This window comes from Paraburkholderia podalyriae, assembly GCF_014397785.1.
In the GTDB taxonomy this organism is placed as follows: Bacteria; Pseudomonadota; Gammaproteobacteria; order Burkholderiales; family Burkholderiaceae; genus Paraburkholderia; species Paraburkholderia podalyriae.
Genome location: NZ_VZQQ01000041.1, coordinates 1 through 26,907, shown reverse-complemented (window position 1 = coordinate 26,907; position 26,907 = coordinate 1). Strand labels below are relative to the sequence as shown.

The window sequence follows — 26,907 nt, the reverse complement described above, 5'->3', positions numbered from 1 at the left end:
AGAAACACCATCAATTCCACCTGAAGGGAGCTGTTCATGTCGAATTCCACTGTTGTCGTTGTTACCGGCGTGTCATCGGGTATCGGACGCGCCGCCGCCGAGAAGTTTGCCGGGCGGGGGTGCCGCGTATTTGGCACCGTGCGCAGCATCGCAAAAGCGGCGCCTATCACGGGAGTCGAGCTGCTCGAGATGGATGTTCGCAACGATGCTTCGGTCCTGGCTGGAATCCAGTTCGTCATCGATCGCGCGACGCGAATCGACGTGCTTGTCAACAATGCAGGAACGAGCATGATTGGCGCGGTCGAGGAAACGTCGGCCGCCGAGGCCTCGTCTCTGTTCGATACCAATGTATTCAGCATTCTGCGCACCACACAGGCTGTCCTCCCCCATATGCGGGTGCAACGCGGTGGAAGGATCGTCAATGTCAGTTCGGTGCTCGGGTTTCTCCCTGCGCCCTACATGGGACTCTATTCGGCGTCCAAGCATGCCGTGGAAGGGCTGACCGAAACCCTGGATCATGAGGTGCGCCAGTTCGGCATACGCGCATCGCTGGTCGAACCGACTTTTACCAGGACCAATCTCGACATCAATGCGCCCCAGGCGGGTTCGAAAATCGCCGACTATGACCGCGAGCGTGCCCTTGCGACGAGCGCAGTCGTGAACAGTGTCAAAAGCGCCCCCGAGCCCGATGGCGTGGCAAACACGATTGTCGAAGCGGCGCTTGGCGCCTGGCGTATGCGCCGCACGCCAGCCGGACAGGCATCGTTGCTGAGCAAGTTGCGCCGTTTCATGCCTGCTGGTCCGGTCGATGCAAGCCTGAGGACCACATTCGGACTTGGTTGAAGCGCTCGTCCACGCATCACATTGCGCACAAGGCGTTCACTTGCAGGCGGTGGCAAGCTCACTTCCCCTCACTTCACCGATGCTGCCCAACCTTCTGCCGCTTTTCGAGCACGCGCGCATACCAGGTCAGCGGAAAACACATCGCGAAGTAAATCAGCGCGACCATGCCGTAGATCGGAAACGGCCGGAACGCGGCATTGGTGATCATCGTGCCGGTCTTCGTCAGTTCGATGAAACCGATGATCGACGCGAGCGCGGTGCTCTTCACCACCTGCACGAGAAATCCGACGGTCGGTGCGACCGCGATCTTCAGTGCCTGCGGCCACACGATATAGCGCAGCTGCTGGCCGAACGTCATGCCGAGGCTCGCGCCCGCGGCCCACTGACCGCGCGGCACCGCTTCGACGCAGCCGCGCCAGATGTCGACCAGATACGCGCTCGTATAGAGCGTCAGCGTGACGGCCGCGGCGGCCCACGGCGACACGTCGATGCCGATGAGCGGCAAGCCGAAGAAAGCGAGAAAGAGCTGCATCAGCAGCGGCGTGCCCTGAAACACTTCCACGTACAGCACGACGATGCGCCGCAGCCAGGTAATCGGCGACACGCGCATCGCGAGCAGCACGAGCCCGACTATCCCGCCGCCGACGAACGCGATCAGCGACAGCAGCACGGTCCAGCGCGCGGCGAGCAGCAGATTGCGGGCGATATCCCATAGCGTGAATTCGACCATGATCAACGCTCCGTCGGCAGGGTGCGCGCGCCGCGCCACATCAGGCGGCTGCGCCAGTTGCGCGGCAAGCCGTGGTTGCCGCTACTGCTGTTGCTACCGCTGCTGAGGCCACGTGCCGCGCGGCCCGCGAACAGCCTACGGCCGAAGCGGTTCAACAACTGCCGCAACACGATCGACATCAGCAGATAGGCCGCCGTAATGATTACGTAGCTCTCGAACGAGCGGAAGTTGCGCGACTGGATGAAGTTCGCCGCATAGGTCAGGTCGGGCACCGAGATCTGCGACACGACGGCCGAGCCGAGCATCACGATCAGCACCTGGCCGAGCAGCGCGGGAAACACGTTGGCGAGCGCCTGCGGCAGCACGACGTGGCGGAACACCTGGCGCCCATGCAGGCCGAGCGCCTGCGCGGCCTGTACCTGGCCGCGCGAAATCGAATCGATGCCGGCGCGCACGATCTCGGTCGCGTACGCGCCGAGATTGACGGTCATCGCGAGAATCGCGGCCTGGATCTCGTCGATATGAATGCCGAGGCTCGGCAGGCCGAAAAAGACGAAGAACAGCTGCACCAGAAACGGCGTGTTGCGGATCAGCTCGACGTAGCTCGCGACCAGCCAGCGCGCCCACTTCGGTCCGGCCGCCGCAATGCTCGCGCCGGCGATACCGACGAGCCCGCCCGCCAGTGTCGACACGGCGGTGAGCCCGAGTGTCACGGCGGCGCCGCGCGCGAGCATCCCTGCGTAAAGGCCGAAGCCGCTGAAATCGAATGCGTAAGTCATGGCCTCGTGCCCATCGTAGGATCAGGTGGGGGCGCGGACTTCAGGAAACCACGCCACAGAGTTCAAAGATCGGCCGGCAGCGGCGCGCGCAGCCACTTCTGCGAAATCGCGTTCATCGTGCCGTCCTTGCGGGCCTTGGCAATCGTTTCGTCGACCTTCGCCTTCAGGCGCGGCTCGTTCTTGTTCAGACCGACGTGATCGGGCGAACTGAACAGCGCGAACTTCTGCTCCGGATCGTTCGCCGGATGCCGCGCGAGAATCGTCGCGCCGACGTCGTTGCCGACCACCATCAACTGTACCTGACCAGAAAGAAACGCCGAAATAGCGCCGTTCGGATCGTCGAAACGTTTGATGTTCGCCGACGGCGGCGCGATCTTCGTCACGCTCAGGTCTTCGAGCGTGCCGCGCGCGACCGAGATCGACTTGCCGGCGAGGTCGGCGGCCGTCTTCACCTGCAGCGACTTAGGGCCGAACACCGCGAGGTAGTACGGCGCATAGGGCTGCGAGAAATCGATCACTTTTTCGCGCTCGGGCGTCTGGCCGACCGACAGCAGCATGTCGGCCTTGTGGTCGGCGAGGAAAGCCATGCGATTGTCGCCGGTGACCGGCACCAGGTCCACCTTCGCATTGAGCGCCTTGCCGATCAGATCGGCGACGTCGATGTCGTAGCCGACCGGCTTCATGTCCGGACCGATCGAGCCGAACGGCGGATAGTCCTCGAACACGCCGATGCGCACGGTGCCGGACTTCGCGATGTCGTCGAGCGCGTCGGCATGCGCGGCCGACGGCAGCGCGGCAAGCGCGCCGAGTGCGGCCATCGCGAGCGTCGTGGCGAGCGTCGCGAACACGCGGCGGGTCGGTTGGAGAGCGGGGCGCTGGTTCATGGTTTGTTCCTCTCTCGTAATACGGTAGTGATTGAAGCAAATGTGTGTGATGGATTCGGGTATCAGGCGGCGCGCGCGGCGATCAATCTGCACGCGTGCGGCGGCAACTCGGCGAGCACCGCCATGCCGAGCGCGAGCCCGGGCGTTTCGCGCGGCGTGGTCGCGGCGGTCAGCGTGAAGCCAACGCAATCGATCGTCGCTTCGAGCGACGCGCCGACATCGCGAATGAACGTGACCGTGCCGGGCAGCCGGTTCGGGTTCGGTGCTTCCGTGGCCGCCTTCACGCAGACGTCCTCGGGCCGGATCAACAGGCGGATCGCGTCGCCGGCCGCAGCCGGTTGTCGCGCATCGGCGAGCGGCGTGCCCGGGTTCGGCGTCACCGCGATGCGCCGTCCGCCCGGCAGGCTCACGAGGCCCGCGCCGTCGTATCGCACCGGCAGGATGTTGCCGAGGCCGATGAAGTCGGCGACGAACTCGCTGACCGGATCGCGATAAATGTCGAGCGGTTTGCCGACCTGCGCGATGCGGCCTTTCTCCATCACGACGATTTCGTCGGCCATCGTCATCGCTTCGCGCTGGTCGTGCGTGACCATGATCGTCGTGATGCCGAGGCGTTGCTGCAGCAGGCGGATTTCGACCTGCATCGCTTCGCGTAGCTTCGCGTCGAGCGCGGACAGCGGTTCGTCGAGCAACAGCAGTTGCGGCTCCGAAGCGATCGCGCGCGCGATCGCGACGCGTTGGCGCTGGCCGCCCGACAGTTGCGTGACTGGCCGGTTCGCCATGTGCGGCAGTTGGATCAGTTCGAGCAGTTCGGCGACGCGGCGCGCTTGCCGGTCTTTCGCGACCTTGCGCAGCTTCAGCGGATACGCGACGTTCTGCGCGACCGTCATATGCGGGAACAGCGCGAGCGACTGGAACACCATGCCGAAGTCCCGGCGGTTGGCCGGCAGCCGCGTGATGTCGCGGCCGGCGAAATGGATGCTCCCCGAGCTCGGCGTTTCGAGCCCGGCGATCATCCGCAGCAGCGTGGTCTTACCGCAGCCGGACGGGCCGAGAAAGCACACCAGCTTGCCGTCGGGCACGCTCAGATCGACGTCGTCGACGGCATGCACGGCGCCGAAGCGCCGCGTGACGGCTTGCAAGGTCAGATGGGTCATCGCAGGCTCCAGCAGGGTGGCGGGTTCACAGTGCGACGCCTTCGTCGCCGATCAGCTTTTCGAGCAGCCAGATCAGCGCGAAGTCGATCGCGACGATAACCACGGCGAAACAGAACACGGTCGGATCGAGCGACGACACCGTACGGCTATAGAGCCAGACGGGAAGCGTCATCGTGTCGATGCCGTACAGAAAGAATGTCACCGTGAATTCGTTGAACGACACGATGAACGCGAACAGCATGCCGGCGAGAATGCCGGGGCGCATCAGCGGCAACACCACGTCGATCAGCGCGCGTCCGGGGCTCGCACCCATCACGAGCGCCGCTTCCTCGAACTCGGGGCCGATCGACGCGACCGACGCCGCGCAGTTCTTCACCGTGAACGGCAGCGCCAGAATCACGTGCGCGATGATCAGCCGGCCGACGCCAAGCTCGACCGGCAGCACGTTGAACACCAGCAGCAGCGACAGGCCGAGCATCACCAGCGGATAGACGAGCGGCAGCGCGACCAGTTGCTCGACCACCGGCTTGCCGCGAAAACGGTAGCGCGACAGCGCGTACGCGGCGGGCACGGAGACCAGCGTCGCGATCAGCATCGTCGCTAACGCGACGACGAGGCTCGTGGTCAGCGCGGCGCCCATCGACAGCGTATCGGTCGCGTCCGGTGACACGAAGCTGTGCCACGCCGCGCGATACCAGTGCAGGCTGTACGCATGCGGCGGGAATTCGAGCGTGTCGGCCGCGCTGAACGACATCGCGATCATCGTCAGGATCGGCAGCGCGGCGACAAACAGCACCACGCCGGCGACGAGCGCGCTCGCGCGGCCGAGCTGGCCGGGCATCGTCTGGGGCAGCCGCGGCAAGCGTGGCGAACCGGGTTCGGTGCTCGGCAGGCGCGAGGTCGGCAGCGGCGTGCTCATGCGTGAGGCTCCCTGGTCAGACGTTGGGTGCGGCGCACGAGCCGTTGCGACAGCGCCATCACGGCGAGCGTCGCGATCATCAGCACGACGCCGGAAGCGGACGCGGCCGGCCAGTTCAACAGCGGCGCGACCTGATCGTGCACCAGCACCGCGAGCATCGGCACGCGCCGCCCGCCGAGCAGCAGCGGCACCGCGAAGGCGCTGGCGTTGTACGCGAACACCAGCAGCGCGCCCGACACGAGGCCGGGCATCGCGAGCGGCAGCAGCACGTGACGCAGCGTTTGCCAGCGCGTCGCGCCCAGCGTCGCGGCGGCTTCCTCGTACGAGATCGACACCGCGCGCATCGCGCTGGAAAGCGGCAGCACGGCGAGCGGAAACGCGGTCTGGATCAGCCCGAGCAGTACACCATGCTCGCGATACAGCCACATCACCGGACGCTCGACCAGCCCGCTCGCGAGCAGCGCGTGATTGAGCAGACCGGCCGGGCCGAGAATCACGAGCCAGCCATAGCCTTGCAGCAGCAGATTGACGAGCAGCGGCAGCAGCACACCCGCGAGCAGCAGCCGCCGCGCGAGCCGCGATGTCGTGCGCGCCATCGCGAGCGCGACCGGAATCGCGAGCACGACCGCGCACAGCATGCTCTGGAACGCGAGCCGCAGCGTCAGCCACAACGACTTAAGGAAGTAGCCGTCGAGCAGGTCCGCATAGTTCTGCAGCGTGAAGCTGCGCCATTCGTTGCCGGACGTGCCGAAGCTCATTCGCAGCACGACCAGCGCGGCCGCGCCGAGTATGGCCAGAAACAGCAGGATCGGCGCGAGCAGCAGCCAGGGCCGGGCTCTCGCGAGCATCGTTGCGCCAGCAGCGGGGTCGGTCACGGCAGTTGCAACAAAGGCCGAAGCGGTGGTGCCGGGCGTCGGGCCCGGCGCCGCCTCGTCCGGCATCATCGCGGCACGCCGCGAGAAGCGCGCGAGCATCGTGGTTACGCCGAGAAGATTTCGGTGTAGCGCTTGATCCACGCCGGCTGCACCACGGCGAGCGCCTTGTCGTCATGCAGCACGGCTTTTTCGGCGATCTGTTGCGGGCTCGGCACGAATGCGCGACTTTCGGCCGGAATCATCGCTTTCGAATTGACCGGGCCGTTCAGCACGTCGGCGGCCATGCGGCCTTGCACGCCGGCATCGAGCGAATGATTGATGAACGCGTGGATCAGGTCGGTGTCGCCCGGATGCGCTTTCGGGATCACCGTGAACATCAGTTGCGTCGCGAAGCCTTCCTTCATGCCGTAGGTCACACCCATCTTGTACTCGGGCTTGCGGATCTGGTCCGGGAAAAACGCCGGCGAGTAGATGCCGCCGATATCGAGCGAACCGGTGCGGAACAGGTCGGCCACCTGGTTCGGGTTCTCGCCGAGCGTCATCACGTGGTCTTTCAGCTGCGCGAGCTTCTTGAAGCCGGGCTCGATGTTCTGCTGCGAGCCGCCGTTCATTTTCGCTGCGATGATCGCGAGATCGACCGCTTCGGCCCACTCGGGCGGCGGCAGGAATACGCGGCCGGCGTATTTCGGATCCCACAGCGCCTCGTACGACGAAGGCGGGGTCTTGACTGTCGCGGTGTTGTAGATGAGGCCGTCGGACCACAGCAGATAGCCGACGCCGAAGCCGTTCGCGCCGGTGCGGTATGGCGGCGCGACTTCCTTGAGATTCGGCAGGCGGTCGAGGTCGGGCTTCATCAGCAGGCCCGCGTCGGCGAGGCCGGATGCGCCGACGCCCGCGAGCGTGATCACGTCGTAGGTCGGGCGATCGCCGCTCGCCTTGACTTTGGCGACCATGCCGGAGGTGCCGTCGGCGCGGTCGGCGATGACCTTCGCGCCGGTCTTCGCGGTGAATGTCGCGGCGATGTTGCGCAGCGCGGCCGTGCCGGTATCGTCCGACCACGTCAGGATGCGCAGCGTCTTGCCGCTGAAGTTGTGCTCCTGTGCGCGCAGATTGAGGAACGGCATCGGCAGTGCGGATGCCGCGAGCGCCGTACCGATTGTCTTGATGGCCTGCCTTCTACCTCGTTTGATCTGCTGCATGACGGTCTCCTGTGTTGAACGCCCGTTGCCCATGATTCGCCGTGACCGCTGCCGGATATACCGCGAGTGGATGCACTGTAGGTTTGCCAAAATCACCCAACAATCGAAATATGCGCATGGATGGCATGACGTACGCTCATGGCTTGCCGCCCGCGAACCCAGCGGCAAGCGGTTTGGCGACGCGGCCGGAAGCTACGGGCGATGGCGTATGCGGGTTAACGTCCATATCTGGCTGAGGAATCCCGGCGTGCGCCGAGGTATGAGGAAAGCTCGGTTCTGGTGCGGTTGCTGAAGGCTTTTCGCACTACCGCGGTGCGACGTTCGCCAGGCGCGCACCTTGCCACGCGCGCCATGAGCCGAACGCATGCGGGTTTGCCCACGCACCGGCTCGTGCGCGCGGGGCCGATCGCGTATGCTGTGGGGTTGACTGCAGGGCGGCGGCGGGCGCTGCTCCAGCCACGCAATGATTTTTTCTGATCCTGGACATCCGATGCGACGCCTACCGCCGCTGAACGCGCTGCAGATCTTCGAAACCGTCGCGCGCCATCGCAGCTTCACGCGTGCCGCCGATCACCTTTGCCTGACGCAAGGCGCGGTCAGTCGGCAGATCATCGCGCTCGAGGAGTACTACAAGTTTCCGCTGTTCAAGCGGCACGCAAAGGGGCTGACGCTGACCGCCGAGGGCGAAATGCTGCTGCCGGCGGTCAAGGAGAGCTTCGCGCGGATCGAGGAAATGTCGCTGCGCTTGACGAGGCAGCGCACCGATCTCGCGCTCAAGGTGCCGACCTGCGTGATGCGTTGGATGCTGCCGAAGATCATGCGCTTCCAGTCCGACTATCCCGATCTGCACGTGCAGATCACGACCACCTGGCAGCACGACGTCGATTTCCAGAGCGAACCGTTCGACGCGGCGATCATCTATGGTTCGTCGCCCGGTGCGGACGTGCAGGCGGTGTCGCTGTTCGAGGAACGTCTGACGCCGGTCTGCACGCCCGAGCTGCTAAAGGACAAGCCGCTCGCGCAGGTCGCCGATCTCGCGCGCCACACGCTGCTGCATCCGACGCGCGATCATCGCGACTGGAGGATGTGGCTCGCGAAAATCGCGGAAACCGATGCGGCGGGCGCCGCCACGATCGACGCGGAACTCGGCCCGAGCTTCGATACGCTGGACATGGCGACCAACGCCGCCGCGCAGGGCTTCGGCGTCGCGATCAGCGATCTCGCGCTGATCGACGAGGACGTCGCCGCCCGGCGCCTCGTGCGGCCGTTCGATACCGTGCTGAAGACCGGCTGGCGCTATTACTTCGTGTATCCGGACGCGGTCGCGCAACAGCAGAAGCTGAATCTGTTCCGCGACTGGATCGCCGAGCATTGGGAAGACTGAGGCGGCGCCCGCCTGCGCCGGATACGGCATCGCATCACGGCGCGAACGACAGAAACAGATAGGCCGCGAACAGCGATAGATGCACCGCGCCTTGCAGAATCGTCGTGCGTCCGGTGCTGAGCGTCAGCGTCGCGACCACCAGTGTGAGTGCGAGCAGCACCATGTCCTTGCCGTCGATGCCGAGCACGATGGGCTGACCGATGTACAGGAACACGCCGGCGACGGTGGGAATGGTCAGGCCGATACTCGCCAGCGACGAGCCGAGCGCGAGGTTCAGGCTGGTCTGCAGACGATCGGCGCGCGCCGCGCGCAGCGCCGCAAACGCTTCCGGTAACAGCACGAGCGACGCAATCACGATCCCGACCACCGCCGGCGGTGCGCCCGCGCTCAGCACCGCGGATTCGACCACGGGCGACAGCACTTTCGCGAGCAGCACGACCGCGACGAGGCTCACCAGCAGCAGCACGCCGCTGACGGCTGCGAGGCGCGCGCCCGGTGGCTCCGCGTGGACATCTTCGTCGGGCACGCCGGCGAGGAAGTAGTCGCGATGGCGCACCGTCTGCACGAACACGAACACGCAGTACAGCACCAGCGACGACACGCCGGCAAACGCGAGCTGCGACGGCGACAGGACAGGCCCGGGGCTGGTGGTCGTGAAATTCGGCATCACGAGCGTCAGCACCGACAGCGACGCGAGCACCGCCAGCGCGGCCGCCGCGCCGCGGCTCTGAAAGTCCTGTTCCCGATGGCGGATGCCGCCTACCAGCAGACAGAGCCCGACGAGCCCGTTGCAGACGATCATCACCGCCGCGAAAAACGTATCGCGCGCGAGGCCGGCTTTCTCGGGCCCGGACGTCAGCATCACCGAGACGATCAGCGCCACCTCGATCACCGTGACGGCGACCGCGAGAACCAGCGTGCCGAACGGCTCGCCGACGCGATGCGCGACCACTTCGGCATGATGGACGGCGGCGAACACGGCCGCGCATAGCGACACGCCGACCAGCGCGAGCAGCAGTGCGTTGCCTGGGATTGCGTAGGCGGCCCCGAGCACGATCCAGCTAAGGATCGGCGCGCCGACGGTCCAGCGGGGCAAGACAGTCGCGGGCGAAGTCATGCGGGCTTCCTTTCGGTGCGTGTGCCGGAGTTGAAGTAATGTCTTAACGACAGGCGTTAAGCCATTAAATGATAAGGGCGGAGGGCGACGGCGGAGGGTGGGACCGGTGAGGGAACTGGCGTCGGGCGAGCGTTTCGTCGTCGACGCCAGCTTGCTGCTTTTACCGCAACTTCTTCAGCTGTTCGACCCGCTTACTGGCCGATCGCGCGGATCGTCAGTGCGCTCTTCACCGACGTCACGCCTGCCACGCCTTGAGCAGCGTTCGTCGCGAGTTCGATCTGGCCTTGCTCCGGTACCGAGCCTTCCAGCGTGACGGCGCCGTCGCGTGCGCGCACGGTGATGTTGCCGACGGTCACGCCCTTCGTACGCGCGAGCGCGGCGCGGACTTTGCGCTGCAACGCGCGGTTGGCCGCGCGGGTCTGCTTGGCGCTCGGCGTCGTTGCCGCCGGCGCTGCGGACGTGGCCGCCTCGCTGCTCTGCGCGTACGCGTTGAGGGAAGCGAGAACGACCAGCGCGCCGCCGATCATCTTGATTGCCGAGAATGCTTTCATTCAACCATCTCCTGTTGTCGTAGGAACGTCGGTCCCCGGATGGGGACGATTTTTTCACCAGCGGGTACAGCGGGATGCAATGCAAATGGAACAGTTACAGCAGTCGTGCGAACGCTTGCGGCCGAAACATGCAAACGGCCGTGTGACCGGCCGGAAGCACACAATACAACAATTAGTGCCATGTTAACTTCGATGGCGGAGAAAATGAGGCTTCGGCACAACGAATCTGCCGATGTCGCTTTTCAGGATCGATTTCAGGAAACTAGCGCATGCGAAACGAGCCTCTTCCCATCCGCCCGTTGCGCCGCGACGATCTGCCGGTCGACACTGTCGGGCTCGCGCGCTTCATGGTCGGCAAATACCTCGTGCACGATCTGCCCGAAGGACGCCTCAGCGGACGCATCGTCGAGACCGAGGCCTATCCGCTCGGCGATTCGACGAGCCATGCGTTCACGGGACGCCGTCCGTACAACGGGTCGATGTTCCTCGCGCGCGGTCATGCGTATGTGCGGCTGACCTACGGGGTCTCGTACATGCTGAACATGTCATCGGAAGCGGAGGAGGTCGGCGCCGGCATCCTGCTGCGCGCGATCGAACCGCTCGAAGGACTCCCGCTGATCGAAGCGCGCCGTCCCGGCGTGCCGCTACGCGATCTCGCGCGCGGACCCGGCCGGCTGACGGTGGCGTTCGGCATCGGGCAGGCGTTCGACGGCCGCGATCTGTGTACGGGACAGGGGCTATGGATCGGCGTGATCGAGACCGGCGACGCACCGATCGGCGTGACGACGCGCATTGGTCTGTCGCGGGAGATGCACCGGCCGTTGCGATTTTTCGAGCCGGGCAGCGCGTTCGTCAGCGGACCGCGCAAGCTACTGACGCTTCCGCATTCGGGCGCATGACAGCGGCCACGCGCGTACGTCAATTCAGACGTCTCCGCGTGCATGGAGCGGATTTTTCTTAGCCCCCACGTATTTTGGAAACATCAGACGCAAAGGTTACGATCCCGACAATTGTTACGGGAAAATCATGCTAATCGACGCGTTCGACAATGTTCCGCGCCATTATTGCGAACGAAACAATTTTCTATCTCGCAATTAAGGGTTTTCCCTTGGCGATGCGGTGACTAGACTGAACTTATGCGGTGCACCCCACGGTGTCCGCGGTGCAGATAAAACCACATTGGAGGGAAGTCATCATGAAATCGCTGATCAAGGCAGTTGCTATTGCAGCCGTTCTCGCCGCGCCGGTCATGTCGTTCGCGCAGTCGAGCCAGCAGCCGGTCACCCGCGCGGAAGTCCGCAGCGAACTGATCCAACTGGAGCACGCGGGCTACAACCCGGCGACATCGAGCGACCCGAATTATCCAGCCGACATCCAGGCCGCCGAACAGCGCGTGCAAGCGCAAAATCCGGCTGTCGCGCAAACCCGCCCGACCGCTGACACGAGCGGTTACGGTGCGCCGATGAGCGGGTCGTCGCAAGCGGGCAGCATGACGCAGCCGATGAGCGGCGCGAAGAGCGTCTATTTCGGTAACTAATTTCGGTAACCAAGCAGGCACCACGACGCTGTGTGCGCTTCTTTTGACGGCGCACACAGCGTTTCTTACCTGGTACTGTTTTCAATCGAGCGTGCCGCACCGATGCGTCCGCGAGCGTGTCTTCCGTGCGCGCGTTGCGTTCCTCTTTCCGAAGGAACCTCCGCTGCCGCAAGGTAGCTTGGCCCAAGCTTTTCGAGGTTTGGGCTTTTTTTGCATCCGCTCCCGCAACGACGATCGATACGCTGTCGATCAGCGAACGCCGCGCTCCATCTCAGGGCCGTTCGCCGTGAATGCGTTCGCCGTGAATGTAGAACTCGAGTTGCTGGATCGTGAACTGCTGTTCCGCGATGATGTCCTTCACGAGGTCTCCGATCGACACCATGCCGATCAGCCGCTCGTTGTCGATGACCGGCAGGTGACGCATGCGCCGCTCGGTCATCAGCGCCATGCAGTCTTCGGTCGTCTGGTCGGGGCGAACGAAGCGCACCGCCTTGCTCATGATGTCGCGCACCGGCGTCGCCTTCGACGACCGGTCCATCAGCACTATCTTGCGCGCGTAGTCGCGCTCCGTGACGATGCCGGCGATGCTATCGCCGTCGGTCACCACCAGCGCGCCGATGCCTTTCTCGGCCATCAACCGGATCGCCTCGTAGACGGAATCGTCGGCGCCGATCGTGTAGACCTCGGAGGGGTTCGGTTTCGTTTTAAGAAGCTGTGCAACGCTTGTCATGGAGCGGCTCCGTTTCGCAGTGCAGCACGCCGAAGTGGCGCGCTGTCGTGAGGGACAGGCGGTTCAAGTATAGGCGCGACCTGCGCCCGCGGTACACCGGGAATACCTGGGGCACGCCGGACGATGCGCGCTGGATTGGCGCGTTTCGCGCGGTTGCTGTCGTGTCCCGTGTTCCGTGTGTCGTGCTGGTGTCGCGCGTGTGCTTGCGGGGGCTGGTTGCGGGGGCAGCGTCCCGTGGCCGCGAAGGGGCATCCGCGTGCGGCATGCCGATTAGCGGTAAACTCGCAGTCCACACCTTATCCCCGGCTCGCCCGGGTTCATGCCAGCACCATTGTTCAACGCCATGCTCACGTCTCAGGATTCATCGCCCGCAGCGGACGGCGCCGTCACCGGCGAATGCGTCGTGCTCGACGCCACCGCCACGCTGCCCACGCGCTACGGCACGTTCACTTCCTATGTGTTTCGCGTGGTCGACAGCGGCGCCGAACATCTCGCGCTCGTGATGGGTGAGGTCGCCAACCAGTCGTCCGTGCTGACGCGCCTGCATTCGGAGTGTCTGACGGGCGACGTGCTCGGCTCCTATCGCTGCGACTGCGGCGAGCAGCTCGATCTCGCGCTGCGTTATATCGCGGCCGAGGGTTGCGGCGTGTTGCTGTATCTGCGCGGCCACGAAGGACGCGGCATCGGCCTGTCGAACAAGATCCGCGCGTATGCGCTGCAGGAGCAGGGGCGCGATACCGTCGAAGCCAACCTCGATCTCGGTCTGCCCGACGATTCACGCGAATACGATTCGGCCGCGGGCATTCTGCGCACGCTGAAGGTCACGTCGGTGCGGCTGATGAGCAACAATCCGGAGAAGTTCGACACGCTGTCGAAGCACGGTATTCCGGTGTGCGAGCGAGTCGCGCTGGCGATTCCGATGCGCGAGGAGAACGAGCGGTATATCCGTACGAAGCAACTGAAGTTCGGGCATTACTTCGACGAGAACGAATAGCGCGAAGCCGGGATCTGTCTGCGGTCTCCCAAGGAGAGCCAAAGTAGTCCGCAAGTGGTTGAAAATAAAACAGAAAGAACTCCTATTGGCGGCGCCAGTCGGCACATCGACGCTTGTCTCCGTATGTCTAAACTTGCAACGTCGGCGTAGGTTTTTTCGGCGTTGCCAAGGAAACCTACGCCGGATATTCTTCCCTCAGAAAAACCTACGCCGAGGGAAGAATGCGCTTCGATGCACGTGCCGCAGCCACACTGCCGAGCGGCGATCACATGACCTTTGATGGATTTCCCGGACTGCGCTTGCAAGCGTCTACGAGCCGGAAATCGTGGACATATCGCTATAAGTCACCGGTCGATAGCCGCATGCGGCAAGTGAAGCTCGGTGAATGGCCAGCAATGTCGTTTGCCGGAGCCATCGCCGCGTGGGAGAAGAGCCGCGTCGAGAGAGACTCGGGCGCCGAGCTTTCCGCACTGCGTCGAATGACGGAAGCAGAGGCTACTCGTCCATCACCGAACAATTACACCGTCGAACAACTGTGCCGCGACTATCTGCGGGGGCATGTAGAAGTCAACCGGAAGACCAAAGGTGCAGTCGAGGTCGCACGTATCTTCAAAGCGATGTTAGGGCCTATCGCGGATAAGCCTGCGGCTACCATCACGCGCGCCGCGGCTTTCGATCTGCTCGAATCATATCGGTCGACTCCAGTGCTCGCAGCTCGCCTTCGCATGGAGCTTGGCGGTGCCTGGCACTACGCGCTCGATGCTGGTCGTCTTCCTGAAAACACCGCTAACTGGTGGAAGGAAGTTCTAAGAGGGCGACTGAAGAGCAAAGGGCGCAAGGTCGAGGGCCAATATACCGGGACACAAAAGAGGGTGCTCTCGGTAGAGGAACTGAGCACATCGATGCGATGGCTGCCGAATTTCAGCTTGACTGTCGCCGATGCATTGACGCTCTACCTGTGGACTGGCACAAGAGGGGGCGAGATTGTCGCTATGGAGAGCACCGAGATCGCCGACGAAAGCGATGGTCTTTGGTGGACGATTCCCAAACAAAAGACAAAGGGCCTTAATAACGAGAAAGCAACGGATCTGCGAGTGCCGCTCGTGGGCCGCGCCGAAGTAATTGTGCGGCGACGGCTCGATCAGGCAAAGGGGACGGTTCTGTTTCCTTCGGCGCGTGGGAAGACGATGGGCCAGACCGTGGTCCAGCACGGCGTCTACTATCATCAGCCGTACTGCAAAATCGCACCGAACCATGATCGCCCGCGACTACCCGTGACGCATTGGTCCGCCCACGATCTTCGACGCACGACCCGCACACTGCTTGCAACACTTGGTTGTCCGAACGAAATCGCGGAGGCCGTCCTCGGTCATGTCCAGCCTGGAATCATCGGTATCTATAACCGGCATACCTACGATAGAGAGCGGCGCGAGTGGCTCACGAAACTGTCGCATCGCTTGGAAGAGATCGCGGCGACATATCCTCCAAGGAAGTAACACGGTCTCTATGCCGGTCTTCGACGCAGGGCAAAATTGCTTGCTGGTGGTTAGACGATGTTGCGCGAGTAAATATGCGACGTCGCGGCGGGCGCTTCAACGGCTCGAGTCCTTCCTGCGGCCGCCGTGCACCTCTCGTGGATTCCGATCGAACAATTTCACAAACCGCTATCAACGGGTATGGGCTGGCGATCAGTCTGGAAATGCGGTGAACAGCGCGAGCCTTCGTTCTTCCAACGCAGCCCGACGAAAGTGAAGCGCCGTTGAACATCGAAATAAGAAGGATCAACGCCAGGAAACGAGCGTTAAGCAGTTTTCGACCTGGCGTCGTGTAGCGTATGGTATTTCCCGGTAGTCTCGGGAAGCGCCTCATTTGGCAATTGGGCGGGAAAATGGCATTTTTGTTTCTCCGGTGCGTTTGCTACACCTAACGCCGCGTATTAAGTTTTGAAGTACACCAAGCGCAAAGATGAATCGCCGCACATCGTCAGTTCGGTCCTATTGACGGTAGTCAAGATCCAACGGAAACCGACGAAGGCTAAGCCGCCATGAAAATCTGTCTCTCTCTGAAAGAAGTGGCTCAGGCCCTCTCTCTGTCACCGTCGACCGTACAGCAACTGGTTCGCGAGAAAACGTTTCCAGAGCCACGGTTGCTATCGGGGCGGAGGATAGGGTGGCTCGCACGTGAGGTTCAGTACTGGGCTGACACACGCCCAGTCGCTAAGCTCCTGCCGCCAGAAAATTCAGGTGCTAAGAAGAGGCAGGTTGCTCGAAAATGTTGACGATATGCGTCGTAAATCGTGACACGTCCGGTTGCCGGCTGCCAAGCCAAGGGCGTGAGCGCAAATTCGTCGTTTGTTTTGTAGATGGCACTCGCCGGGGATGGGACAGATGGGGGTCGCCGATCTGCGCCGAAACGCTGCGCGGGCACGCGGGTCCGCCAACCTTGCGACGGGCAGGAATCACCCATGGCTCGTCGCCTCAGCCTCGCAAGCGCTTTCGAATGCTGCCGGGCGAACCTGAGAGCAGATAAGCATTGAAGCGTCTTTCGGGGGAGCGCAGGGGCGGGACTCTCGCGGTTTCCCGCGAAAGCGTTGCATGGCACCCACCCACCCCGTGTCCGATCCGTGTCCAAAAATCGCTAACTTCGCATCGAACCTGAAGGAAAAGCGGTTCCTGGCCGGAAGCGGATCGCGCTCGGCTAGTTCGAGGTCGAGCAAACCATGCTGCGATGGCACGACACTGGTCGGCAGATGAGGCGCTGTTCATCGCGTCAAGAGTATCGTGAGGACGACCGCCTGGATCGCACCGCCGTCTCAGTTTGTATACGCAAAAATGTTGGATCCCACAGGACGCTATTCCGTGCCGGATGGCGCCGCACGCCGCGACGGCGAACAGACTCTTCAGCTCGGGGAGATTTGTTCCTTTCATGGGGCGCAGGTGGTCGGAGGTTCAAATCCTCTCGCCCCGACCAAAGAAAACAAGGACTTACGGTGAAAGCCGTAGGTCCTTTTTCGCTTCTGGCGGCGTTTTTGTCCGGAATTTGTCCGGAAAAGTTTTAAGTCGCGATGGTTGCGCGTGCAACTGCCTCATGTGAGGGCTACATGACCGACGATGAACGGAACACTGGCTGGTCTTGCCGTTCGCCGCGCTGGTGCGCATGGCCGCGCCCGGACGACGACATGCTCATTGGCTCCGCCGTCGAGCGCGCTGTCGCAGGCAATGCCGACGAGGCGCGCTGGCTGATGGGGAAGGCGGCATCGCTACTCGACTCAGGTGTCGTGCTCCCCGACCCGCATGGTCCATGCCTGGTTTCTGCAGCCGTGTTGGTGTTCCCCAGCCTGACGCGCGCTCTTGCGGTAGTCAAACGGCACTTACCGCGCCCGATGCCTGAATCCAGCATTCCGCGCGTCCACGACGAGCTGCACCGCTCTTGACGATTTGCGCCGGCTCGGACAGTAGACGTGATGCCCGACAAAGGTCGGAAACCAGTCTGCGAGGACCCAACTCAGCCGGCCAGCCTTGACGTGACCGTCGACGAGATCCTTGGGCACGTATGCAAGCCCGAAGCCGTAGAGCGAAGTAATCTTGTCACTCGCCAATGCCCGCTAGGAAGGGCGGGAGCCTCGGAGTTGATAATCATCTGGAAGGCCTCCTTTGCCGCCCCCAAGGTAAGGGGCGGCAAAGGTCTACAGTTGCGGTGCGAACCACCAACCGACCTGTCAGGAGGCGCATATGAAGCATTGCGGCATCGATCTGCACTCGAACAATGCCGTGGTCGCTGTGATCGACGACCAGGATCGGGTGCTTTACTGCAAGCGGCTCACCAACGATTTGCGGCTAATTATGGCTGCGCTCGAGCCACACAGGGATGAGCTTCAAGGAGTAGTCGTGGAGGCTACGTTCAACTGGTACTGGCTTGTCGACGGACTGATCGCTTCGGGCCTTGCCCTGCATCTCGCCAACACCGCGGCAATCAAGCATTACGAGGGCCTGAAGTATGCGGGCGACGAGCGCGACGCGGTGTTTCTCGCTCACATTTGCCGTCTTGGCCTCCTGCCTGAAGGCTACATCTATCCACCAGCGGAGCGGGCGTTGCGCGATCTCGTCCGCAAGCGGCTGCAGCTTGTGCAGCAGCGCACGCTTCACATCCTGAGCATCGAGAGCCTGCTGGCGCGGCAGATCAACCTCCGGATGAACGGCGAACACGTCCAGCGACTGGATGATGGGGCCATACGCGCATTCGGGTTACCGCCACATGTCGAGCGCGCGTTGATGGCCAACATGGTGGTTCTGCGCACCCTGCGGAGCGAGATAGTTGCGCTCGAAACGATCCTGCATCACGAGACGCGATTACGCCCGGAATTTGTAATGCTGAAAACCGCGCCGGGTATCGGTAATGTACTCGCGGCCACGATCATGCTTGAGACCGGCACCATTGCCCGCGTCGCCAGCGTTGGCCAGTTCGGTTTGAACTGACCTCCAAGGTCGTGTCCAACTCTTGGGGGTCAGTTCATTCCCGGGGCGGTTCACTTCTTGATTTCTTCGACGTCGCAATCCCTGACTTGTTTACTGCTGACAAAAGCAAAACAATCTGGCTGAGTGTTCTCAACGTCGAGGTTTCTCTCGACCTCGACCGGGCAGCGGTAGCGAAATTCTTGACAACGATTTGTTCGGGAACTTAAATACTTTTTCAGGCAGCCTAATTTTAATGAACCGGCGTCCCGCGCTATGACAAACGATACGCAAAAGTTTTCGTTGTTGGGTCTGGCTGGAATGGTTGTGCGTTCAATGCCGGGGATGGGGACGCGTTATCTTCCTCGATCTTCCGTCAGAGCCGCGGGACCGTCTGACGGACCGACCGGAACACTGACTTTCCACTCATCGTCTCCCAGCCCGAATGGGTAATTTCGCGTTCGCCGTGATCGGTGCGTTGCCGGCCATTTTCCTGGTGGCGACGGGCAGGATTCAACGTTGAACCCGAGGCGCGGACTTGAACAATATAAAGCAGGGCGAGGCAAGCCTCGATAGCCCGAATACAACCTATACGCACGTCCTGCCGCCCATGGGCCAGGGACGAGACGAATTCATGACGAGCGTCGGTGCCGAACGAGGGCGCGGACGCGGCTAAGCCTTCGCCTCGCGTCGCCTGCCTGAATCGCACGGCCTACATAGACGCCAGAACGGCGCCGCTGTCTGCGTGGAATGCGCTTTCGGTGATGCTTCGGTCGAGGTGTCACTGGAGGCGGCAGATGTTTGCATAGTGCGCATACGCGAAATTGGATTAACCCTAAGAGGCCTGAATGACCGCTCACGAAAGCCGCCCTGCAGTGGGGTCCTGCATGCTGCACGGGGTAAAGCGACCGGCGAGCCGGTCGCGGATAGTCGTCATTCTGGCATTCGGGTTACTGAGTGCGTGTGGCCGACAGCAGGAGGCCGCGACCGAAACCGGGCCGCGCATGGTGGAACTGGTGCCGGTTACGCAGGAGGGGGCGAACGAACTTCGTGAGTTCACCGGCCGGGTCGAGCAGACCAGCATTTCGTCACTTGCCTTCGAGGTGCCCGGGCGCGTTGTACAGATCGGCGTGCTCGACGGGGCACGCGTGCGCAAGGGCCAACTGATCGCGAGAATCGATCCTGAACCTTACGAACTGCAGGTGCGCCGCGCCGACGCGCAATACAACCAGCTCGCCGATGACCTCAAACGCAAGGCGGTGCTGCACAACGAAAGCATACTGTCGGGTGGCGCGTTCGATCAGTTGAAGGCCGCGGTGGAAGTCGCCCGTGTACAACGTGATCTCGCGCGCAGGGACTTGCGCAATACCCGTCTTATCGCGCCGTTCGACGGCCGGATTGCGCGGCGTACCATCGAAACCGAGCAGACGGTACAGGCCGGCACGCCGGTGTTCAACCTGGAGAAAGCGGAGCGCATCGAAGTCGGGGTGGAACTGCCGCAAAGCATCGCCGAAAGTCTGCCGCTCAACAACGCCTTGCGCGCGCAAGCATGGACGCCGGATCGCCCGGACAACGTGTTCCAGCTTGTCTATCGCGAGCACGCCACACAGACCACGCCCACCTCGAGTTCGTACCGGTTGCTGTTCAGCGTCAGGCAGCCTGCGCAACTGACGTTGCTGCCGGGCATGGCGGTGCGCGTGCGCATCGGCGTGAACCCGGCGCCGGCCGCGAACCTTGCGCTTTCGGTGCCGATCGCAGCGCTTTCTGTCACGCCCGACGGCAAGCACAGGCTATGGCGCTATGACCCCGGATCGAGCAAGGTGCATGCGGTGCCGGTCGATCTGCGCGAGGTCCGCAATAACACCGCTATCGTGGCGGGCGATCTGCATGCAGGGGACAAGGTCGTCGGGGGCGGCTCGCAGTTCGTCGCGGAAGGGCAGGCGGTGCGGCCACTGGATGTGACTCAATGAAGCTCGCGCGCCCCCTGATCGAAAAGCCCTTGATCGCGTGGGTCATCACGCTCGTCTCGCTGTTCGGCGGACTGTTCGCGTACGTCAACATCGGGCGGCTCGAAGATCCAAAATTCACCATCAAGACGGCGGTCGTCGTTACGCTCTATCCGGGCGCCAGCGCGAAGGAGGTGGAGAACGAGGTGACCGACCGGCTCGAAAGCTCGATCCAGCAGATGGAGCAGATCGATTTTCTGCGCTCGCGCTCGATGCCTGGTTATTCGGAAGTTCGCGTCCAGATCCGCGATCGGTACACGTCCGCCGACCTGCCTCAGGTATGGGACGAGTTGCGTCGCCAGGTGAGCGACGTGCAGCCACGGCTGCCGCCCGGCGCGGGTCCGACAGTCGTCTTCGACAAGTTCGGCGATGTCTATGGGATGTTCTATGCCATCACCGGCAAGGGCTACTCCCAGGCACAGCTCTTTGAATACGCACGCGAGTTGCGCAAGCAATTGCTTACGCTGCCGGATGTCGCCGACATCGTGATTGCGGGAAACCAGCAGGAGCAGGTCACGGTCGAGGCGGACCAGGCCAAACTGGCGGCCAACAATCTCTCGACCGACGATCTCGCGCAAACGCTCGCGCTGCAAAATGAAATTCGTCCAGCGGGCCGTGAGCGGGTGGGCGATCTGCTGATGCGGATCGCGCCCACGGGCACGCTGGATTCGCTCGATGCCGTCCGCTCGCTGCCGGTGGGGGCGACCTCCGGGCCGGTTCTGCTGGGCGACCTGGGTAGCGTGTCTTACGGATATTCCCGGATTCCGACGTCCCTGATCCGTTATAACGGCGAGCCCGCACTCACGATCGGCATCAGCGCGCGCTCGCGGGTGAACGTCGTCAAGGTGGGGGAGGACGTCAAAGCCAAGATGCGGGAGCTGGAACGCAACAGGCCGCTCGGGATTGAACTGCATGTGCTCTACGATCAGCCTGAGGCCGTCGACGCCGCAGTCAAGGGCTTCGTGTTCGACGTGATGCTGGCGGTGGCCATTGTTGGGGTGGCGCTGGGCATCGGGCTCGGCTGGCGTGCCGGGGTGGTGCTCGGTGTCGAACTGTTCCTGACGATTCTCGGCACGCTGTTTGTGATGTATGCCGCGGGTATCGAGTTGCAGCGGATCTCGCTGGGTGCGCTGATCATCGTCATGGGGATGCTCACCGACAACACGATCGTGGTTTGCGAGGGCATGCTCGTGCGGGTGCAGAAGGGCATGTCGCATGTCGACGCGGCCAATGAAGTGCTGCAGCAGGGCCAGTGGATCCTGCTGGCTTCGACCGTCGTGGGGATTCTCGCGTTTTCGGGCATCGGCCTTTCGCCGGACGCCGTTGGCGAGTTCTGCGCGTCGCTCTTTGCGGTGGCGGCCATCTCGCTGCTGTTCAGCTGGGTGATCGCGATCGGACTGACGCCGCTCTTTGGTTATTACCTGTTCAGGGCCAAAGAGGGCGAGCAGCCCGATCCATTCGACTCGCGGATGTATCGCGAATACCGGCGCTTGCTGGGCTGGGTGGCGGGCCGCCGGGTGCCGGTGGTGATTTTTCTGGCGCTGCTCACGGGCGTGTGCATGTGGGGGTTCCGCTTCGTCGAACAGAGTTTCTTTCCCAACTCGACGACGCCGATCTTCTATGTCGATATGCGTTTGCCGATTGGGTCCGATATTCGCGCGGTCGCTGAACAGACCCGTGGCGCAGAGAAGTTCCTGCTCGCGCAAGATGGTGTGGCTAATGTCAGCACCTATATCGGCGGTGGTGCGACGCGCTTCTTCCTCGTCTACGATCCGGAAACCCGCGATCCGCGATACGCGCAATTCATCGTCACGGTGAAGGATCAGCGGGATATCGACGGGATGATCCCGCCCATTACGGAACAACTGGAGAAGCGCTTTCCCGACGCGAGCTGGACAGTGAGCCGGCCGAGCTTCGGCCCGGGTGGCGGGACGCCGATCCAGGCGCGCTTCCTGGGCCCGAATCCCGAGGTGCTGCGCAGCCTGGGCCACCAGGCGCAAGTAATCCTGCACAAGGACGGCGGCATCGTATCGGTCCGCGACGACTGGGAAAACCCGATCAACGTGGTGCGGCCGGTGTTCGACGACTCGCGCGCCCGCTCCGCCGGTGTGACGAGGCGCCAGGTGAACGACGTGCTCGCGTATGCCACCGAAGGCATCACGACCGGGATCTTCCGCGAACACGACCAGTTGCTGCCGATTGTCCTGCGGGCACCGGATAGCGAACAGGGCATGGAGCGCCTGCTCACGATGCAGGTCTTCAGTGCCGGACAGCGGCGCTATGTTCCGCTCGGTGACGTGCTGGACGGAGTCTCGCCGCAGACAGAAGAAAGCATCATTTCGCGCAACGACCGTATCCGGACGCTGACTGTGTCGGCGGGTGTCACTTACGGTAGCAACAGCGTGGCTGCGTTCAACCGGGTGCGGCATGCGATCGAAGCGATTCCGTTGCCGCCCGGCTATACCCTCGAGTGGGGCGGCGAACACGAATCGTCGAGCATCGCGCAGGAAAGCCTGTTCCGTCAGTTGCCGATGGGCTTTCTTGGGATGATCCTGCTGGTGCTGTTCATGTTCGGTCGCCTCAAGCCTGCGCTGGTGGTGCTGCTGGTCGTGCCGATGTCGATCTGCGGCGTGACGGTCGGTCTGCTGCTGTTCCGGGGAGCGTTCGGTTTCATGGCGCTGCTCGGGCTGCTCAGCCTGATCGGCATGATGATCAAGAACGGTGTGGTGCTGGTCGAGGAAATCGATGGCCAGGTTTCCTCGGGTGTGCCGCGCATGCAGGCGGTGATCTTCGGCTCGATGAGTCGTCTGCGGCCGGTGGCGCTCGCTGCGGGCACGACGATTCTCGGCATGGCGCCGTTGTTATGGGATCCCTTCTTCAAGGACATGGCGATCACCATGATGGCAGGGCTTGCGTTCGCGACGGTCCTGACGATGGTTGCGGTTCCTGCGCTGTATGTGCTGCTGTTCTCGATCAAGGGCACGGAGTGGGAAGAAGGTCAACAACCCGGGGACCAACATGGCAAGCCCTGAGATCCGGATCCGCGCAGTGCCGTCCTTCGCGTCACGCGTTGCGCGGCGTTCGATGTGGCGCGCCACGCGTCATTTGCCGCTGGCTTCGCTCGTGGTGGCGATAGTATCGGGCTGCACGGGTTCACTGAAACTTCATTCACCGCAGACGCTTCCGCAGCACTTCAACGAGTCATCGCCAGGCGTCTCCGACACGCATGCCTCTCTTAGCGACGAACAGCTCGCGACGTGGTGGATGCAATTCAACGACCCGGCGCTGACCCAGTTGATCGAGACGGCGATCGCCCACAACTACGACATCTCGATTGCGGCTGCGCGCGTCGATCAAGCGCGCGCCGGCATACGCCTCGCGCGCTCGCAACTGCTGCCTTCGGTCGGCATGGGCGCACAGGCCGCGAGTTATCACGGCGGGGAAACCCAGCTGGAGTTCCAGGAGTTTCTCGGGATCAACGATGTCGATGCGAAGTTCTGGCGCATAGGGCTTCAGACGCAATGGGAGATCGACGTGTTCGGTCGCGGCCGCGCGCGTCTTGCCGCGGCGCGTGCGTCGACGCTCGCCGCGGCGGGCGACGCGGAGGCCGTGCGGCTCAGCGTCATCGGTGCAGTCGCCGATCTGTATATGACCTACCGCGGGCTATTGCAGCAACGAGAGCTGCTCGCGCAAAGCCGCCAGATAGCCGCCGACTTCATCGTCATTGCCGAGCACAGCTTCAAGGCCGGCGTGGTATTGAGCACGGAGATCGACTTGGCCCACGCAGGGCTCGCACAGGTCGAGGCGCGACAACAGGATGTCGAGACAGCCATCGCCGCTGCGCAACTGTCGCTTGAGAATCTGTGCGCGGTCCAGCCGGGTGAACTTACCGCCACGCTGAGTTCGGCAAGCGGTCTGCCCAAGCCGCTGCCGGACATCACGCCGGGGCAGCCGGTCGATCTGTTGATGCGGCGCCCCGATCTTATCGCCGCGCGTGACCGGCTGTTCGCGAGCGTGAAGCAGTCGGACGCCGCGCGTTTGAACTACTGGCCGACGTTCTCACTGAGCGCGCTGCTCGCGCGCAACGGCTGGAATATTGCTGGCCAAGGGCTCGGGCCCAGCACGTTCTGGCTGTTCGGCGCGGCCGCGGCGTTGCCCCTGATCGATTTCGGCGCGCGTGAATCGCAGGTGGAGTCGTCGGATGCGCAGGCGCAACAGGCGCTCCGCGCCTATGAAAAAACCGCGTCCGGTGCGCTATTCGATGTCGAGCAGGCCCTGTCCAGACTGAAGCGGCAGGAGCAGTTGCAGCAAGCCCGCATTGAAGAAGTCACGCGCCGCACTGCGGTGCTCAGGAAAACAACGCGTCAATTCACGGTAGGCGATATTGGACGCATCGATATCGATCAGGCCCGTGTCGCGCTGCTCGACAGCCAGGCGGCCCTGATACGGGAGCAGGTGGGGCAACTACAGGCTCAGGTCGCGCTGTTCCGCGCAATGGGCGGCGGTTGGCAACCGGCCAGTTCCGCCGTCAGTGCGTCACCGCCGTACCCGATGCCACCGGCGAATCAGTAGTCGAGGCGCCATGCGCAGCGAGGCTTCAAGGTGCCGAACACGCGTAACCTGACTTCACATGAAAACGCCGCGACCGTGATGCAGCACAGTCGCGGCGCTTTCTCTTCCTCTGTAAGGGCCTCGTGTGTACCGTTCGGGTTTTCCTGGACGACGCGGTGCGAAGCGGAACATGCTATCTCCTTTAGGCGTTTTATGTTACCCGGTAACGAGATTGGACATATCGTTACCGGGTAACACTGAGGAGGACAAACCGATGGCACAAACAACAGCGCAGCGGCAGGCCGCCTTCCGGGCAAGGCGGGCGACAGCTGGAAACGATGGCAACGGGGAGCGGCGGCTTGATATGTAGGTAACCACTGAAGCCGATCTCGCGCTCGCGCGGCTGGCACGCCGTTACGCGGTAACGCGAAGCGTGAGATGCTGGAGCGGCTGGTAGTGCGGGCGGACTGCACTACCCACTGGAGGTAATTTTGCTGTGCGTGCGGTGGTACGTGGCGTACTCGCTGAGCCCGCGCAATCAGGAAGAGATGATGGCGGAACGCGGTTTCGAGGCGGACCATTCGACGGTACACCGCTGGGTGATCAAACTCGTGCCCTTGTTCGAAAAAGCGTTTCGCCAACATAAGCGGCCCGTCAGCGCACGCGCGAAGATCGAGTGCTATGAAGTCAACGAACGCACGGATGCGAAGACATCGGGTGCCGCTGCGAATAGACCGAGCAAAGGTGGATGCGGCCGTTCACCCTCGGCCGACACGCGGCCCGGGAAACGAAGGCTCGGGAGCAGAGTGTGACCGGTCCCCAACTTGCTCAAACATGCTTACCTAAGAGAGGTTCCTTTCATGCTGCGACGTATCTTGGCTTCGAGCCGCTACATCATGATCGTTCCCGTCGTCGCGACTTTTTTGGGTTCTGTGGCGTTGATTTTATATGTGGCGATAGTCTTATCCGCGAGTGCCATTGATACGGTCCGGGCCGGCTCTGTCTCTGCCACGTCGGTAAAAACATCCGCGGTTGGGATAATTGAGGCAGTCGATGTATTTCTGATTGCTATCGCTGTCTACATCATCAGTATCGGTCTCTATTCGCTGTTCATTGATGACAAGCTACCGTTACCGAAATGGCTGGAAGTCCACAATCTTGAAGACCTGAAAGGAAACTTGGTCAGCGTCGTTATTGCAGTCCTCGCCGTCCTGTTCCTGCGCGAGGCCGTAGTCTGGGACGGTACCCGTGACATCGCCGCTTTTGGTGGTGCGCTAGCGCTTGTGGTTGCCGCCCTTACATTGTTTCTCATGAAGAACACCGACCGGAGGCAATGAGCCCGCGTTGGAGCCAGCTATATGGCGCGGGGCAGTCTCACAACACCGAACTGCAGTGATGTTTGCGCGGCTGGCTCGTGGTACGCATATGTGTCGAGCCAAAAATCCAGGGTGCGTTGCGCGACCGACCGGCTCGAAACGAAGCCAGACGATGGACAGCTTCGGCTTGGCGCTCAAGCGACATCTGCTGCGTGCTTCACTACTGGTTGCAGGTTTTTCGCAGGGGTTAGAAAGGGGCGGAGAGGCCGGCTGGGTACGGGATTCGAGCGGTTGTCGTGGAAGTGGCTAGAATCCATCAGCTTTGCTGATGGAAAATGGCCCAACGCCAAGCCCGACAACGGATTCCGGTGGAGTGAGCGAAGCGCAATTCAACGAATTTGTCTTGCCTCATTTGCCACGGGGTCGTCGAGGCCCGCTGCCGCGACTGCCGTTGTACAGGATCTTCAACTACATCCTGAAGGCGCTGTACCTTGGCTGCCAGTAGCACATGCTGCCGATCGACAGGAATCAGCAGGGTCGGCGCGAAATCCATCCGACCGGGATTGACCTGATCTTTCGTCTCTGGCAGGCGAGCGATGTTTCAACGCGATATTTCTGGCCTCAGTACGCCGACTCGAGCAGGACCAATTGCTCGATCTGTCGATCAATACCACCGCACGACCCAATTGATGACTGCCACCGGAAAACGATGACCGCGATAGAGCGGCTTCGTAGTAAGCGGCTCGCGATGGCCGTTGTAGACGGGCGCAAGAATCGGCATCAAAGTGATGTCCATCATTTTCGAAGTGGTGGACACCATTTTGTCAGAGCCAACTCAGAGGCCTGGCAGCCGTAAAGGCCGCCCGAACCATAGTCCCGAATTC

The 26,907-nt window shown here is 62.6% G+C and carries 24 protein-coding genes and 2 pseudogenes; 14 read left to right on the top strand and 12 right to left on the bottom strand.

All coding sequences use genetic code 11. From position 1 onward, the window contains the following. Positions 1-36 precede the first annotated feature (36 nt). Positions 37-843 carry an oxidoreductase gene (locus tag F6X42_RS30995; RefSeq protein ID WP_187637839.1) on the top strand — a complete coding sequence of 269 codons (807 nt, stop codon included), beginning with the start codon at positions 37-39 and terminating at the stop codon, positions 841-843. 73 nt (positions 844-916) lie between these two features. On the opposite strand, the gene F6X42_RS30990 is transcribed toward F6X42_RS30995, so the two are convergent. The 7 genes from F6X42_RS30990 to F6X42_RS30960 all read right to left on the bottom strand — a co-directional run bounded on the left by F6X42_RS30990 (position 917) and on the right by F6X42_RS30960 (position 7,386). Next, positions 917-1,573 (bottom strand): amino acid ABC transporter permease, encoded by a 657-nt coding sequence (locus F6X42_RS30990; RefSeq protein ID WP_187637838.1) that lies wholly within the window; start codon positions 1,571-1,573, stop codon positions 917-919. A 2-nt stretch (positions 1,574-1,575) separates the two neighbouring features. Continuing rightward, complete coding sequence (locus tag F6X42_RS30985) at positions 1,576-2,352, bottom strand: amino acid ABC transporter permease (RefSeq protein ID WP_187637837.1); 777 nt, start codon at positions 2,350-2,352, stop codon at positions 1,576-1,578. A 62-nt stretch (positions 2,353-2,414) separates the two neighbouring features. Further along, positions 2,415-3,236, bottom strand: coding sequence for a transporter substrate-binding domain-containing protein (locus F6X42_RS30980; RefSeq protein WP_187637836.1), 822 nt, complete (start codon positions 3,234-3,236; stop codon positions 2,415-2,417). A gap of 62 nt (positions 3,237-3,298) precedes the next feature. Further along, positions 3,299-4,393 carry an ABC transporter ATP-binding protein gene (locus F6X42_RS30975; RefSeq protein WP_187637835.1) on the bottom strand — a complete coding sequence of 365 codons (1,095 nt, stop codon included), beginning with the start codon at positions 4,391-4,393 and terminating at the stop codon, positions 3,299-3,301. Between the two features lie 25 nt (positions 4,394-4,418). Then, positions 4,419-5,312, bottom strand: coding sequence for an ABC transporter permease (locus F6X42_RS30970; protein WP_187637834.1), 894 nt, complete (start codon positions 5,310-5,312; stop codon positions 4,419-4,421). Next, positions 5,309-6,286, bottom strand: coding sequence for an ABC transporter permease (locus tag F6X42_RS30965; protein WP_187637865.1), 978 nt, complete (start codon positions 6,284-6,286; stop codon positions 5,309-5,311). Before F6X42_RS30965 ends, F6X42_RS30970 begins: the two co-directional genes overlap by 4 nt. A 5-nt stretch (positions 6,287-6,291) precedes the next feature. After that, on the bottom strand, positions 6,292-7,386 hold the full coding sequence (locus tag F6X42_RS30960; protein WP_187637833.1) for an ABC transporter substrate-binding protein: 1,095 nt from the start codon (positions 7,384-7,386) through the stop codon (positions 6,292-6,294). A 490-nt stretch (positions 7,387-7,876) separates the two neighbouring features. On the opposite strand from F6X42_RS30960, the gene F6X42_RS30955 reads away from it, so the two are divergent. Continuing rightward, a complete protein-coding gene (locus tag F6X42_RS30955; RefSeq protein WP_187637832.1) occupies positions 7,877-8,770 on the top strand; it encodes a LysR substrate-binding domain-containing protein in 894 nt (297 codons plus the stop codon). Positions 8,771-8,804: 34 nt separating this feature from the next. Here F6X42_RS30955 and F6X42_RS30950 read toward each other — a convergent pair whose 3' ends face one another. Together F6X42_RS30950 and F6X42_RS30945 are read right to left on the bottom strand one after the other, a co-directional pair. Then, a complete protein-coding gene (locus tag F6X42_RS30950) occupies positions 8,805-9,887 on the bottom strand; it encodes a calcium:cation antiporter (protein ID WP_187637831.1) in 1,083 nt (360 codons plus the stop codon). Positions 9,888-10,078: 191 nt separating this feature from the next. Then, on the bottom strand, positions 10,079-10,438 hold the full coding sequence (locus tag F6X42_RS30945; RefSeq protein ID WP_187637830.1) for a BON domain-containing protein: 360 nt from the start codon (positions 10,436-10,438) through the stop codon (positions 10,079-10,081). Positions 10,439-10,707: 269 nt separating this feature from the next. On the opposite strand from F6X42_RS30945, the gene F6X42_RS30940 reads away from it, so the two are divergent. Next, entirely contained in the window at positions 10,708-11,337 is a 630-nt protein-coding gene (locus F6X42_RS30940; protein WP_187637829.1) for a DNA-3-methyladenine glycosylase, read from the top strand. Positions 11,338-11,633: 296 nt separating this feature from the next. Next, the gene (locus tag F6X42_RS30935; RefSeq protein WP_187637828.1) at positions 11,634-11,975 is read left to right on the top strand and encodes a DUF4148 domain-containing protein; all 342 of its coding nucleotides are present in this window, start codon (positions 11,634-11,636) and stop codon (positions 11,973-11,975) included. Between the two features lie 271 nt (positions 11,976-12,246). Here the strand turns inward: F6X42_RS30935 and F6X42_RS30930 are convergent, their stop codons facing one another. After that, positions 12,247-12,705, bottom strand: a complete 459-nt coding sequence (locus tag F6X42_RS30930; protein ID WP_187637827.1) for a CBS domain-containing protein — start codon at positions 12,703-12,705, stop codon at positions 12,247-12,249. A gap of 343 nt (positions 12,706-13,048) precedes the next feature. On the opposite strand from F6X42_RS30930, the gene ribA reads away from it, so the two are divergent. The 4 genes from ribA to F6X42_RS30910 all read left to right on the top strand — a co-directional run bounded on the left by ribA (position 13,049) and on the right by F6X42_RS30910 (position 17,132). After that, positions 13,049-13,699, top strand: a complete 651-nt coding sequence (gene ribA / locus F6X42_RS30925) for a GTP cyclohydrolase II (protein ID WP_187637864.1) — start codon at positions 13,049-13,051, stop codon at positions 13,697-13,699. A gap of 221 nt (positions 13,700-13,920) precedes the next feature. After that, positions 13,921-15,195 (top strand): tyrosine-type recombinase/integrase, encoded by a 1,275-nt coding sequence (locus F6X42_RS30920; protein ID WP_187637826.1) that lies wholly within the window; start codon positions 13,921-13,923, stop codon positions 15,193-15,195. A 548-nt stretch (positions 15,196-15,743) separates the two neighbouring features. Beyond that, the gene (locus tag F6X42_RS30915) at positions 15,744-15,977 is read left to right on the top strand and encodes a helix-turn-helix transcriptional regulator (RefSeq protein WP_018420897.1); all 234 of its coding nucleotides are present in this window, start codon (positions 15,744-15,746) and stop codon (positions 15,975-15,977) included. An 822-nt stretch (positions 15,978-16,799) separates the two neighbouring features. Beyond that, positions 16,800-17,132, top strand: coding sequence for a hypothetical protein (locus F6X42_RS30910; RefSeq protein WP_187637868.1), 333 nt, complete (start codon positions 16,800-16,802; stop codon positions 17,130-17,132). Here the strand turns inward: F6X42_RS30910 and F6X42_RS44360 are convergent. Continuing rightward, positions 17,070-17,276 (bottom strand): annotated as a pseudogene (locus F6X42_RS44360) (LysR family transcriptional regulator); the annotation flags it as partial. The gene F6X42_RS30910 and the pseudogene F6X42_RS44360 overlap by 63 nt on opposite strands. A gap of 154 nt (positions 17,277-17,430) precedes the next feature. Between F6X42_RS44360 and F6X42_RS30900 the strand changes: the two are divergent. From F6X42_RS30900 to F6X42_RS30875, 6 genes and pseudogenes are all read left to right on the top strand, one after another. Further along, positions 17,431-18,174 carry an IS110 family transposase gene (locus tag F6X42_RS30900; RefSeq protein ID WP_187637825.1) on the top strand — a complete coding sequence of 248 codons (744 nt, stop codon included), beginning with the start codon at positions 17,431-17,433 and terminating at the stop codon, positions 18,172-18,174. An 824-nt stretch (positions 18,175-18,998) separates the two neighbouring features. Beyond that, positions 18,999-20,120: an efflux RND transporter periplasmic adaptor subunit gene (locus F6X42_RS30895; protein ID WP_246530303.1), complete on the top strand. Its 1,122-nt coding sequence runs from the start codon at positions 18,999-19,001 to the stop codon at positions 20,118-20,120. After that, positions 20,117-23,188 carry an efflux RND transporter permease subunit gene (locus F6X42_RS30890; protein ID WP_187637824.1) on the top strand — a complete coding sequence of 1,024 codons (3,072 nt, stop codon included), beginning with the start codon at positions 20,117-20,119 and terminating at the stop codon, positions 23,186-23,188. Before F6X42_RS30895 ends, F6X42_RS30890 begins: the two co-directional genes overlap by 4 nt. Beyond that, on the top strand, positions 23,175-24,728 hold the full coding sequence (locus tag F6X42_RS30885) for an efflux transporter outer membrane subunit (protein WP_246530302.1): 1,554 nt from the start codon (positions 23,175-23,177) through the stop codon (positions 24,726-24,728). The genes F6X42_RS30890 and F6X42_RS30885 overlap by 14 nt, the downstream gene beginning before the upstream one ends. Positions 24,729-25,174: 446 nt before the next feature. Then, positions 25,175-25,384 (top strand): annotated as a pseudogene (locus tag F6X42_RS30880) (IS6 family transposase); the annotation flags it as partial. 183 nt (positions 25,385-25,567) lie between these two features. Then, positions 25,568-26,044 carry a YqhA family protein gene (locus F6X42_RS30875; RefSeq protein WP_187637823.1) on the top strand — a complete coding sequence of 159 codons (477 nt, stop codon included), beginning with the start codon at positions 25,568-25,570 and terminating at the stop codon, positions 26,042-26,044. Between the two features lie 643 nt (positions 26,045-26,687). Here F6X42_RS30875 and F6X42_RS45350 read toward each other — a convergent pair. Beyond that, positions 26,688-26,822 carry a hypothetical protein gene (locus tag F6X42_RS45350; RefSeq protein ID WP_281394059.1) on the bottom strand — a complete coding sequence of 45 codons (135 nt, stop codon included), beginning with the start codon at positions 26,820-26,822 and terminating at the stop codon, positions 26,688-26,690. Positions 26,823-26,907: the final 85 nt, after the last annotated feature.